We start from the raw sequence: 11711 nt of genomic DNA on the forward strand, positions 1-11711 counted from the left end.
ATCGGCCTTAACGACTAATCTGGCTCATTTGATTACGGAGGGTTTATATGAAGATGCTTCCCTTGCGAGCGGCTATCGCAGCCACCTTGCTGACTGCTGCCATCGGCGTTTCGGCAAAACCCTTGGTGGTCTGCACCGAAGCCAGTCCAGAAGGTTTCGATCCGGCGCTCTACACCACCGCCGTCACCTCTGACGCGGCGGCTGAAACCGTGTTCAACCGCCTGGTGGACTTCAAGCCGGGCACCGCCGAGATCCAGCCGGCCCTGGCCGAAAGCTGGGAGATCAGTCCCGACGGCCTGCAGTACACGTTCCACCTGCGCAAAGACGTCAAGTTCCACAGCACCGACTACTTCAAACCGACCCGCGCGCTGAATGCCGACGACGTGATCTGGAGTTTCCAGCGCCAGTTGGACCCGAATCACCCCTGGCACAAGCAATCCACCGTCGGCTTCCCGTATTTTGAAAGCATGGACTTCCAGAACCTGCTCAAGAGTGTCGAAAAAGTCGACGACCTGACCGTCAGGTTCACCCTGTCCCGGCCCGAAGCCCCCTTCCTGCTCGACCTGGGCATGGCCTTCACCTCGATCCAATCCGCCGAGTACGCCGACCAGTTGCTCAAGTCCGGCAAGATGGATGACCTGAACGCCAAGCCGATCGGTACCGGTCCGTTTATCTTCCAGCGTTATGCCAAGGATGCGCAGGTCCGCTACAAGGCCAACCCGGACTACTTCCGTGGCAAGCCGCCGGCCGAAGCGCTGATCTTCGCCATCACCCTGGACAACAACACCCGGCTGCAGAAGCTCAAGGCCAATGAGTGCCAGGTGGCGTTGTACCCGAAACCGGATGACGTGCCGAGCATCCAGGCCGACCCGAACCTGCAGGTCGTCAGCATGGCGGCCATGGCCACCGGCTACACCGCCATCAATACCGAGCACAAGTACCTGAGCGATGTACGGGTGCGCCAGGCCATCGAACTGGCCCTGGACAAGCAGACCTACGTCGACACCCTGTACGGCAAGGGCAACGCCATCGCGGCGGTCAACCCCTACCCGCCGACCCTGCTGGGCTACAACGACAAACTGAAGAACCCGGCGGTGAACCTGGACAAGGCCCGCGCCCTGCTCAAGGAAGCCGGCGTGCCTGAAGGTACGGTCTTCACCCTGTACACTCGCAACGGCGGTGGCCCGACCAACCCGAACCCGCAACTGGGCGCACAGTTGATCCAGTCGGACCTGGCCAAGGTCGGCATCAAGATCGATATCCGCGTCATGGAATGGGCGGAGATGCTCAAGCGTGCGAAAAAAGGCGAACATGACCTGGTTTCGGCCGGCTGGAGTGGCGACAACGGCGACCCGGATAACTTCCTGACCCCGCTAATGAGTTGCGAAGCCGCCAAAAACGGCGAAAACTACAGCCGCTGGTGCAACCAGCAGTTCCAGACGCTGATCGAGCAGGCCCGTGCCAAGACTGCCCCTGCCGAACGCGCCGCACTCTATGAGAAAGCCCTGGAAATCCTGCACAACCAAGTAGTGTGGGTCGACCAGGCGCATCCCAAGATGTTTACCGCCATGCGCAAGAACGTAGAGGGTTATCACATTAACCCGCTGTCCACCAATAACTTCGCCACGACCCAGGTGAAGTAGAAAAATACGCCGGTCGCCACCCGAACCCCGGGGAGCGACCGGCACGCCTAACCGGCTGATGAGGTACACCACAAGATGTTTAGTTTTATTGCCCGCCGACTGGGGTTACTGATCCCCACGTTTTTCGGCATCACACTGTTGACCTTCGCGTTGATTCGCATGATCCCTGGCGACCCCGTTGAAGTCATGATGGGCGAGCGCCGGGTCGACCCGGAAATGCATGCCCAGGCGATGGAACGCCTCGGTCTGAACAAGCCGCTTTACGCGCAATACATCGACTACGTGGGCAAACTCGCCCATGGCGACCTCGGTGAATCCCTGCGCACGCGCACCAGCGTGTGGACCGAATTCACCGCCCTCTTCCCGGCGACCCTGGAGCTGTCCATGGCCGCCTTGCTGTTCGCCGGCGTCTTCGGCCTGCTGGCCGGCGTCATCGCGGCGCTCAAGCGGGGATCGCTGTTCGACCATGGGGTCATGGGCATCTCCCTCGCGGGATACTCGATGCCGATCTTCTGGTGGGGCCTGATCCTGATCATGTTCTTCTCCGTCAGCCTGGGTTGGACCCCGGTTTCCGGACGAATCGACCTGCTCTACGACATCGAGCCGAAAACCGGCTTCATGCTGATCGACACCCTGCTCAGCGACCAGCCGGACGCGTTCTGGGATGCGTTGCACCACATGATCCTACCGTCCATCGTGCTGGGCACCATTCCACTGGCGGTGATCGCCCGGATGACCCGCTCCTCGATGCTCGAAGTCTTGCGTGAGGACTACATCCGTACCGCTCGCGCCAAGGGCCTGTCACCGGCCCGCGTGGTATTCGTGCACGGCCTGCGCAACGCGCTGATCCCGGTGCTGACGGTCATGGGCCTGCAGGTCGGCACGCTGCTGGCCGGCGCGGTCCTCACCGAAACCATTTTCTCCTGGCCCGGCATCGGCAAATGGCTGATCGAAGCCATCGGCGCCCGGGACTACCCGGTGGTGCAAAACGGCATCCTGTTGATTGCCTGCATCGTGATCCTGGTCAACTTCGTGGTGGATATCCTCTACGGCTTTGCCAACCCACGTATCCGCCACCAGCGCTGAGATCCCATACATGAGCACTCCAACTTCCTCTGTAGCAGTCGATCAAAGCCTGCTGTATCCATCACCGTACAAAGAATTCTGGCAGGCTTTCGCCAAGAACAAAGGTGCCGTCGCCGGCCTGCTGTTCATGCTGCTGGTGGTCTTCTGCGCGATTTTCGCCCCCTGGGTCTCGCCGCACGATCCGAGCGAGCAGTTCCGCGACTTCCTGCTCACCCCGCCGTCCTGGCTCGAAGGCGGCCAGACCCAGTTCCTGCTGGGCACCGATGAACTGGGCCGCGACCTGCTGTCGCGACTGATCCAGGGCTCGCGCCTGTCGCTGCTGATCGGCCTGTCCTCGGTGGTGATGTCGCTGATTCCCGGGATCCTGATGGGCCTGCTGGCCGGCTTCTTCCCGCGTATCCTCGGGCCGACCATCATGCGCTTGATGGACATCATGCTCGCCCTGCCTTCGCTGCTGCTGGCCGTGGCGATCGTCGCCATCCTCGGCCCTGGCCTGATCAACACCGTGATCGCCATCGCCATCGTCTCGCTGCCGTCCTACGTGCGCCTGACCCGCGCCGCGGTCATGGGCGAGCTGAACCGTGACTATGTGACCGCCGCCCGCCTGGCCGGGGCCGGCCTGCCGCGCCTGATGTTCATCACCGTGCTGCCCAACTGCATGGCACCGCTGATCGTCCAGGCCACACTGAGCTTCTCCTCGGCGATCCTCGATGCCGCCGCCCTGGGCTTCCTCGGTCTCGGCGTCCAACCGCCGACCCCTGAGTGGGGCACCATGCTGGCCTCGGCCCGCGACTACATCGAACGCGCCTGGTGGGTCGTCAGCCTGCCCGGCCTGACCATTTTGCTCAGCGTGCTGGCAATCAACCTGATGGGCGACGGCCTGCGCGATGCGCTGGACCCGAAACTCAAGAATGCCGCCTGAGGAGATTCCCATGTCATTGCTAGAAATCAAGAATCTCAATGTCCGCTTCGGCGACAAGACCGCCGTTCCGGTAGTCGACGGCCTCGACCTGGCCGTGGACAAGGGCGAAGTCCTGGCCATCGTTGGCGAGTCGGGTTCGGGTAAATCCGTGACCATGATGGCGCTGATGGGCCTGATCGAGCATCCCGGCATCGTCACCGCCGACGCCCTGCGCTTCGACGGCAAGGACATGCTCAAGCTCAATGCCCGCCAGCGCCGGCAGATTGTCGGCAAGGACCTGGCGATGGTTTTCCAGGACCCGATGACGGCACTGAATCCCAGCTACACCGTAGGCTTCCAGATCGAGGAAGTCCTGCGCCTGCACCTGAAGATGTCCAGCAAACAAGCCCGCAAGCGGGCCATCGAACTGCTGGAAAAAGTCGAGATCCCGGGTGCGGCCAGTCGGATGGATGCCTACCCGCACCAACTGTCGGGCGGTATGAGCCAACGCGTGGCGATTGCCATGGCCATTGCCGGCGAGCCGAAACTGCTGATCGCCGATGAACCGACCACCGCCCTGGACGTCACCATCCAGGCGCAGATCATGGAATTGCTGCTCAACCTGCAACAAGAGCAGAACATGGGTCTGGTGCTGATCACCCACGACCTCGCGGTCGTCGCCGAAACCGCCCAGCGGGTCTGTGTGATGTACGCCGGGCAGGCGGTGGAAGTCGGCCAGGTCCCGGGCCTGTTCGAGGTTCCGGCGCACCCCTACAGCGAAGCGCTGCTCAAGGCGATTCCGGAACACAGCCTCGGTGCCGAGCGCCTGTCGACCCTGCCGGGCATCGTTCCCGGCCGCTACGACCGCCCGCTGGGTTGCCTGCTGTCGCCGCGCTGCCCGTACGTGCAAGAGAGCTGCCGCCAGCAGCGTCCGGGGCTGGACCCGAAAACCAATAGCCTCGCCCGTTGCTTCTACCCGCTGAACCAGGAGGTGGCGTAATGGCCGTCGTTCTCACCGCCCGCGACCTCACCCGTCACTACGAAGTCTCCCGCGGCCTGTTCAAGGGCCATGCGCTGGTGCGCGCCCTCAACGGCGTGTCGTTCGAACTGGAAGCCGGCAAGACCCTGGCCGTGGTCGGCGAGTCCGGGTGTGGCAAGTCCACCCTGGCCCGCGCCCTGACGCTGATCGAGGAGCCGTCTTCCGGCTCGCTGAAGATCGCCGGCCAGGAAGTCAACGGCGCCAACAAGGCCGAGCGCAAGCAACTGCGCAAAGATGTGCAGATGGTCTTCCAGAGCCCCTACGCGTCGCTCAACCCACGGCAGAAGATCGGTGACCAGCTTGGCGAACCGCTGCTGATCAACACCAACCTGTCGGCCACCGAGCGCCGCGAGAAAGTGCAGGCGATGATGCGCCAGGTCGGTTTACGCCCTGAACATTACCAGCGTTACCCGCACATGTTCTCCGGTGGCCAGCGCCAGCGGATCGCCCTCGCCCGGGCGATGATGCTGCAACCCAAGGTGCTGGTGGCGGACGAACCGACGTCGGCCCTCGACGTGTCCATCCAGGCCCAGGTGCTGAACCTGTTCATGGACCTGCAGCAGGAGTTCAATACCGCCTACGTGTTCATCTCCCACAACCTGGCGGTAGTGCGCCATGTGGCGGACCAGGTGCTGGTGATGTACCTCGGCCGACCTGCGGAAATGGGCCCGAAAGAGGACATTTACACCCGTCCCCTGCACCCATATACCCAGGCCTTGCTGTCGGCGACCCCGACCATTCACCCGGACCCGCTGAAGCCGAAGATCAAGATCGTCGGCGAACTGCCCAACCCGCTCAACCCGCCCAGTGGCTGCGCCTTCCACAAACGCTGCCCTTACGCGACCGAGCGTTGCGCCACCGAACTGCCGGAGCTGCGTCAGGTGGATACTCGCCAGGTCGCCTGCCACTACGCCGAACAGTTCCTCTGACCGGCAACAAAAAAGCGCCCTCCTGAATAAGCGAGGGCGCTGAAAATCCAGCCCTTTCCGTCAGATTGCGCATCGATCCGGCAGAAAGGGCTTTTTCATTTCCGGTCCTGATCGATCAAGTATCGCTGTCACCATCGTCATCTTCGTCGCTATCAGGCTCCTTGGTGGTGGAGTCATCGTCGCCCTTGCTACCGCCCTGATCCTCGTCACCGGGTTCGGCATCAGACTTGGCGACCATCAGACCACTGCCCTGGACACTGTTCGCTCCCCACAAACCATGGGCCTGGGGCGGGCTCGTGCTGGCCCAGGCTGCCGTCGTGCCGAGTGACAGCATCACCAGCACCTTGAGCAGCAACACAATGCGTTGAAAGATTTTCATCGTCGATCCAGTCCTTCTATAGGTAAGTCGCGAGTGCCTGAGCGCCGGCTCGCAGAACCTGCGCCAGCTTTGTCTGAACCTAGTCCCGTCGACGAACTTTTTCCATGCTGGCTACATGAAACTTTCCAGCACCTCTTAGAACAATTCCGACTAATCATCAGAACTGGAAAGCCTATGGCACCTTCAGCCGCCCATAAAAAACCCCGCTGGCGAGCAGCAGGGTTTTCGGCTGGAGCACTTTACGTTCGTCTATGACAATCAGTGGTGCTCACGGGTGGCGCGGAATTTCACATCCGGCCAGCGCTCTTCCATCAGTGCCAGGTTGACGCGGGTCGGCGCCAGGTAGGTCAGGTGGCCGCCGCCGTCGATAGCGAGGTTTTCCACGGCCTTGATCTTGAACTCTTCCAGCTTCTTCTTATCGCCGCAATCGATCCAGCGTGCCGAATACACGGTGATCGGCTCGTAGGAGCATTCGACCTTGTATTCTTCTTTCAGGCGGCTGGCGACCACATCGAACTGCAGCACACCGACGGCGCCGAGGATGATGTCGTTGCTGCGCTCCGGAAAGAACACCTGGGTCGCGCCCTCTTCCGCCAACTGCTGCAGGCCCTGGCGCAGTTGCTTGGACTTGAGCGGATCGCGCAGGCGTACGCGACGGAACAGTTCCGGGGCGAAGTGCGGGATACCGGTAAAGCCCAGGGCCTCGCCTTCGGTGAAGGTGTCGCCGATCTGGATGGTACCGTGGTTGTGCAGGCCGATGATGTCGCCGGCGTAGGCCTCTTCCAGTTGTTCACGCTCGGAAGAGAAGAACGTCAGCGCGTCGCCGATCCGTACGTCCTTGCCGGTACGCACGTGACGCATCTTCATGCCCTTGTCGTACTTGCCGGAGCAGATGCGCATGAAGGCGATACGGTCGCGGTGCTTGGGGTCCATGTTCGCCTGGATCTTGAACACGAAACCGGAGAATTTATCTTCCACCGGCTCGACCGTACGCTCGTTGGCGACACGGGCCAGCGGCTTCGGCGCCCAATCGACCACCGCGTCGAGCACATGGTCGACACCGAAGTTGCCCAGCGCGGTGCCGAAGAATACCGGGGTCAACTGGCCGTCGAGGAATTCCTGCTGGTCGAACTCGTGGCAAGCGCCCTGCACCAGTTCAAGCTGTTCGATGAAGCGCTCGTACTCGTCACCCAGATGCGCACGGGCTTCGTCCGAGTCGAGTTTCTCGATGATCTTCACCTCGGTACGCTCATGACCATGACCGGCGGTGTAGACAATGATGTAGTCATCGGCCAGGTGGTAGACACCCTTGAAGTCGCGGTAGCAACCAATCGGCCAGGTGATGGGCGCCGCCTTGATCTTCAGGACCGCCTCGATCTCGTCGAGCAGTTCGATCGGGTCGCGGATATCGCGGTCGAGCTTGTTGATAAAGCTGACGATCGGCGTGTCACGCAGGCGGCAGACATCCATCAGGGCGATGGTCCGCGGCTCTACGCCCTTGCCGCCGTCGAGCACCATCAGCGCCGAGTCCACGGCGGTCAGGGTCCGGTAGGTGTCTTCGGAAAAGTCTTCGTGACCCGGGGTGTCGAGCAGGTTGACCATGTGGTCCCGGTAGGGGAACTGCATGACCGAGGTGGTAATGGAAATACCACGCTGCTTCTCCATCTCCATCCAGTCGGAGGTGGCATGGCGATCGGACTTGCGCGATTTCACCGTGCCCGCCACCGCAATCGCCTTGCCCATCAGCAACAGCTTTTCGGTGATGGTGGTCTTACCCGCATCCGGGTGGGAAATAATGGCGAAGGTGCGGCGTTTCGCGACTTCGGCGGCCTGGTTGGTCATGGGAAATCGCCTGACAGGTGATTCAAAAAAGGGCGCCGATTATAGACCAAAGCCGACCCCAGCGGCCACCGCTGGCCTGTCGCCCGGCAGGCCGCGAGATGGCCAAATGCAATTAATTGCGGAACCTTTTCAAGCGCACAGGCGTCCATTCCCCTGCCATGACCTTTCGTCAGGTGTAGAAAAATCAGCAAGTTAGCCTGACGAAGGCGGCGCTTATGGCTTTCCCATGTTGTGTTTCCGGCATGGCGACAGCTGCTTTTCGCGAACACTTTTCCAGAAGCCGGGCATGGCCTCGCCTCACGGAAAACTGTCTGCCGACTGAAAAAAAGGAGTCCATCTGTGGCTAATCGCTATGGCCAAGGGCTTATCGGAGGAGCGGTCGTCATCGTCCTCCTGGCCCTGCTGATCCACTGGATCGGCATCAGCACTATCGAGTACTACCGAGACGACTTGTGGTTCTACCTGCAAGCTCACCTTTACCTGGTACTGGCGTCGATGTTCGCCGCCCTTGTCGTCGGGATTCCCGCCGGCATTTTCCTCAGCCGACCGGCCATGGCCGGCCGCGCCGAACGCTTCATGCAGGTGTTCAATATCGGTAACACCGTCCCGCCCCTGGCGGTACTGGCGATTGCCCTGGGGATCCTCGGCATCGGCGCGGGTCCGGCGATCCTGGCCCTGTTCCTCGCTTCCCTGCTGCCCATCGTGCGCAACACCTACGAAGGCCTGAAAAACGTCGAGAGCTCCCTCAAGGAAGCCGCCGTCGGCATCGGCATGACCCCGCGCCAGGTGCTCTGGCGGGTCGAGCTGCCCAATGCCGTGCCGATCATCGTCGGTGGTGTGCGGGTGGCCCTGGCGATCAACGTCGGCACCGCGCCGCTGGCGTTCCTGATCGGCGCCAACAGCCTGGGCAGCCTGATCTTCCCCGGCATTGCCCTGAACAATCAGCCGCAATTGATCCTCGGCGCGGCGTGTACCGCCCTGCTGGCGCTGCTGCTTGATGGCCTGGTGACACTGGCCAGCCGCCTCTGGCTGGAACGCGGCCTGCGGCCCGCCTGAGCAAAGGAAAAACCATGAAAAGAATCTGCTTGTTTCTAGGCTGTGCCCTGCTGTTCGCAGGATGGGCCCAGGCCGCGGAAAAACCCGTGATCCGTATTGGCGCCCGGGTGTTCACCGAGCAAACCCTGCTTGCGGAAATCACCTCGCAATACCTGCGTACCAAGGGCTATGACACCCGGGTCACCGGTGGATTGGGCAGCAACCTGGCCCGCAGCGCCCACGAAAGCGGGCAACTGGACATGCTCTGGGAATACACCGGGGTGTCACTGGTGGCCTACAACCATGTGACCGAAAAACTCGACAGCGAACAGTCCTACGCACGGGTCAAGGAACTCGACGCGAAAAAAGGCCTGGTCTGGCTCACACCATCGAAGTTCAGCAACACCTACGCCCTGGCCCTGCCGCAGAAGATCGCGCAACAGTACCCGCAGATCAACACCATCAGCCAACTGACCACGGTGCTCGCCGCCGAGGCGAAAGAGCGCCACCTGGTGGCCCTCGACACCGAGTTCGCCAACCGCTCCGACGGTCTGGACGGCATGGTCAAGCTGTACGGCATGAACCTGACGCGCCAGAACATTCGCCAGATGGATGCCGGCCTGGTCTATACCGCGCTGCGCAATGGCCAGGTGTTCGCCGGGCTGGTCTACACCACCGACGGTCGCCTGAACGCCTTCAAGCTCAAGCTGCTGGAGGACGATCGTCACTACTTCCCGGACTACACCGCCGCTCCCGTGGTGCGCCAGGCCTACCTCGACGCCCACCCGCAACTGGCCGCCGACCTCAAGCCACTGGCGGAACTGTTCGACGACGACACCATGCGCCAGCTCAATGCCCGGGTCGACGTCGATCACCAGAGCCCGTCCGCCGTGGCCGCCGATTTCCTGCGCCAACACCCCATCCACTGAGGAGAAGACATGGAATTCCTGAACGCCTTTTCCCACCTGGACTGGCCACTGGTCCTGCATCTGACCGGGCAACACATCACCCTGGTCGGTATTGCCGTGACCCTGGCGATTGTCGCCGGCGTGCCCCTGGGTGTGCTGATGACCCGCTTCCCGGCGTTGGCCGGTCCCCTGCAGGCCAGTGCCACGGTGCTGCTGACCGTGCCGTCGATTGCCCTGTTCGGCCTGCTGCTGCCGTTCTATTCGAAATTCGGCCAGGGCCTCGGGCCGCTGCCGGCGATCACTGCGGTGTTCCTCTATTCGCTGCTGCCGATCATGCGCAACACCTACCTCGCCCTGACCGGCGTCGAGCCGGGCATCCGCGAAGCCGCCCGGGGCATAGGCATGACCTTCGGCCAGCGCCTGCGCATGGTCGAACTGCCGATTGCGGTGCCGGTGATCCTCGCTGGCGTACGCACCGCCGTGGTGATGAACATCGGCGTCATGACCATCGCCGCCACCATCGGTGCCGGCGGCCTGGGCGTACTCATCCTGGCTGCCATCAGCCGCAGTGACATGTCGATGCTGATCGTCGGTGCCGTGCTGGTCAGTGTCCTGGCCATCGCCGCCGACCTGCTCCTGCAATGGCTGCAACGCTCGCTGACTCCAAAAGGACTGCTCAAATGATCGAACTCCAAAACCTGACCAAGACCTTCCAAAGCAACGGCAAGACCATCACCGCCGTCGACTCCGTCAGCCTGACCGTCAACGAAGGCGAGATTTGCGTATTCCTCGGCCCTTCGGGTTGCGGCAAGAGCACCACGCTGAAAATGATCAACCGCCTGATCAAGCCCACCTCGGGCAGGATCCTGATCAACGGCGAAGACACCACGGGCCTGGACGAAGTGACCCTGCGCCGCAATATCGGCTATGTGATCCAGCAGATCGGCCTGTTCCCCAACATGACCATCGAGGAAAACATTGTGGTCGTGCCGAAACTGCTCGGCTGGGACAAGCAGAAATGCCACGACCGCGCTCGCGAGTTGATGAGCATGATCAAGCTGGAGCCCAAGCAGTATTTGCACCGTTATCCGCGCGAACTGTCCGGAGGTCAGCAGCAGCGTATCGGCGTGATCCGCGCCCTGGCCGCCGATGCCCCGCTGTTGCTGATGGACGAGCCGTTTGGCGCGGTCGATCCGATCAATCGCGAGATGATCCAGAACGAGTTCTTCGAGATGCAGCGCGCGCTGAACAAGACGGTGATCATGGTCAGCCACGACATCGACGAAGCCATCAAGCTGGGTGACAAGATCGCCATCTTCCGTGCCGGCAAGCTGCTGCAGATCGACCATCCGGACACTCTGCTGGCCCACCCGGCGGATGATTTCGTCAGCAACTTCGTCGGCCAGGACAGCACCCTCAAGCGCCTGTTGCTGGTCAAGGCCGAGGACGCTGCGGACAACGCCCCGTCGGTGAGCCCGCAAACCCCGGTGGCCGACGCACTGGAACTGATGGACGAACACGACCGCCGCTACGTGGTGGTGACCGACGCCGGCAACAAGGCGTTGGGTTATGTCCGCCGCCGCGACCTGCATCGCCAGGCCGGCGACTGCGGGCAGTACCTGCGCGAGTTCAATGCAACCGCGGCCTACGACGAACACCTGCGCATCCTGTTGTCGCGGATGTACGAGTTCAACCGTTCATGGCTGCCGGTGATGGACGCCGAGCGGGTGTTCCTCGGCGAGGTGACCCAGGAGTCGATAGCCGCCTACCTGAGTTCCGGACGCTCCCGGGGGGCCAAGACCAGTATTGTGTCGCCTGCCGAGATGGCCGCGGTCTGACAGGCCACCATCGCCGGCAAGCCGGCTCCCACAGGGAGACGCTGCCGAACGCAGATACTGCACACGACACGCAACCTGTAGGAGCCTGGATTGCCAGCGATGAGGCCCTTG

At 62.1% G+C, this 11711-nt stretch carries 11 protein-coding genes; 9 read left to right on the forward strand and 2 right to left on the reverse strand.

From position 1 onward, the window contains the following. The first annotated feature begins 47 nt into the window (after nt 1-47). The 5 genes from HX851_RS40950 to HX851_RS40970 all read left to right on the forward strand — a co-directional run bounded on the left by HX851_RS40950 (nt 48) and on the right by HX851_RS40970 (nt 5598). On the forward strand, nt 48-1643 hold the full coding sequence (locus HX851_RS40950; protein ID WP_177063643.1) for an ABC transporter substrate-binding protein: 1596 nt from the start codon (nt 48-50) through the stop codon (nt 1641-1643). Between the two features lie 75 nt (nt 1644-1718). Then, nucleotides 1719-2729, forward strand: a complete 1011-nt coding sequence (locus HX851_RS40955; protein ID WP_177063644.1) for an ABC transporter permease subunit — start codon at nt 1719-1721, stop codon at nt 2727-2729. 10 nt (nt 2730-2739) lie between these two features. Next, nucleotides 2740-3651 (forward strand): ABC transporter permease subunit, encoded by a 912-nt coding sequence (locus tag HX851_RS40960; RefSeq protein ID WP_177063645.1) that lies wholly within the window; start codon nt 2740-2742, stop codon nt 3649-3651. A 10-nt stretch (nt 3652-3661) separates the two neighbouring features. Further along, nucleotides 3662-4630 carry an ABC transporter ATP-binding protein gene (locus HX851_RS40965; RefSeq protein ID WP_177065966.1) on the forward strand — a complete coding sequence of 323 codons (969 nt, stop codon included), beginning with the start codon at nt 3662-3664 and terminating at the stop codon, nt 4628-4630. Then, nucleotides 4630-5598: a peptide ABC transporter ATP-binding protein gene (locus HX851_RS40970; protein ID WP_177063647.1), complete on the forward strand. Its 969-nt coding sequence runs from the start codon at nt 4630-4632 to the stop codon at nt 5596-5598. Before HX851_RS40965 ends, HX851_RS40970 begins: the two co-directional genes overlap by 1 nt. A 115-nt stretch (nt 5599-5713) precedes the next feature. Here HX851_RS40970 and HX851_RS40975 read toward each other — a convergent pair whose 3' ends face one another. Then, on the reverse strand, nt 5714-5977 hold the full coding sequence (locus HX851_RS40975; RefSeq protein WP_177063648.1) for a hypothetical protein: 264 nt from the start codon (nt 5975-5977) through the stop codon (nt 5714-5716). 258 nt (nt 5978-6235) lie between these two features. Beyond that, nucleotides 6236-7819 (reverse strand): peptide chain release factor 3, encoded by a 1584-nt coding sequence (locus HX851_RS40980; RefSeq protein ID WP_177063649.1) that lies wholly within the window; start codon nt 7817-7819, stop codon nt 6236-6238. Between the two features lie 339 nt (nt 7820-8158). Between HX851_RS40980 and HX851_RS40985 the strand changes: the two genes are divergently transcribed. The 4 genes from HX851_RS40985 to HX851_RS41000 are packed head-to-tail and all read left to right on the forward strand — an operon-like array spanning nt 8159 to nt 11600. Beyond that, nucleotides 8159-8875 carry an ABC transporter permease gene (locus tag HX851_RS40985; protein ID WP_177065967.1) on the forward strand — a complete coding sequence of 239 codons (717 nt, stop codon included), beginning with the start codon at nt 8159-8161 and terminating at the stop codon, nt 8873-8875. A 14-nt stretch (nt 8876-8889) separates the two neighbouring features. Next, nucleotides 8890-9783, forward strand: a complete 894-nt coding sequence (locus HX851_RS40990; RefSeq protein WP_177063651.1) for a glycine betaine ABC transporter substrate-binding protein — start codon at nt 8890-8892, stop codon at nt 9781-9783. A 9-nt stretch (nt 9784-9792) separates the two neighbouring features. Continuing rightward, nucleotides 9793-10446: an ABC transporter permease gene (locus tag HX851_RS40995; RefSeq protein WP_177063652.1), complete on the forward strand. Its 654-nt coding sequence runs from the start codon at nt 9793-9795 to the stop codon at nt 10444-10446. Continuing rightward, a complete protein-coding gene (locus tag HX851_RS41000) occupies nt 10443-11600 on the forward strand; it encodes an osmoprotectant ABC transporter ATP-binding protein OsmV (protein ID WP_177063653.1) in 1158 nt (385 codons plus the stop codon). The genes HX851_RS40995 and HX851_RS41000 overlap by 4 nt, the downstream gene beginning before the upstream one ends. The last annotated feature ends 111 nt before the right edge of the window (nt 11601-11711 follow it).

The sequence above is a fragment of the Pseudomonas gingeri genome (genome assembly GCF_013385635.1).
GTDB classification, from domain to species: domain Bacteria; phylum Pseudomonadota; class Gammaproteobacteria; order Pseudomonadales; family Pseudomonadaceae; genus Aquipseudomonas; species Aquipseudomonas gingeri_A.

Excerpts from the sequence above, each read along its gene's own strand:
- HX851_RS41000 (WP_177063653.1), top strand. The coding sequence starts at position 10,443 with ATGATCGAACTCCAAAACCTGACCAAGACCTTCCAAAGCAACGGCAAG.
- HX851_RS40980 (WP_177063649.1), bottom strand. The coding sequence starts at position 7,819 with ATGACCAACCAGGCCGCCGAAGTCGCGAAACGCCGCACCTTCGCCATT.
- HX851_RS40955 (WP_177063644.1), top strand. The coding sequence starts at position 1,719 with ATGTTTAGTTTTATTGCCCGCCGACTGGGGTTACTGATCCCCACGTTT.
- HX851_RS40950 (WP_177063643.1), top strand. The coding sequence starts at position 48 with ATGAAGATGCTTCCCTTGCGAGCGGCTATCGCAGCCACCTTGCTGACT.
- HX851_RS40965 (WP_177065966.1), top strand. The coding sequence starts at position 3,662 with ATGTCATTGCTAGAAATCAAGAATCTCAATGTCCGCTTCGGCGACAAG.
- HX851_RS40975 (WP_177063648.1), bottom strand. The coding sequence starts at position 5,977 with ATGAAAATCTTTCAACGCATTGTGTTGCTGCTCAAGGTGCTGGTGATG.
- HX851_RS40960 (WP_177063645.1), top strand. The coding sequence starts at position 2,740 with ATGAGCACTCCAACTTCCTCTGTAGCAGTCGATCAAAGCCTGCTGTAT.
- HX851_RS40995 (WP_177063652.1), top strand. The coding sequence starts at position 9,793 with ATGGAATTCCTGAACGCCTTTTCCCACCTGGACTGGCCACTGGTCCTG.
- HX851_RS40990 (WP_177063651.1), top strand. The coding sequence starts at position 8,890 with ATGAAAAGAATCTGCTTGTTTCTAGGCTGTGCCCTGCTGTTCGCAGGA.
- HX851_RS40970 (WP_177063647.1), top strand. The coding sequence starts at position 4,630 with ATGGCCGTCGTTCTCACCGCCCGCGACCTCACCCGTCACTACGAAGTC.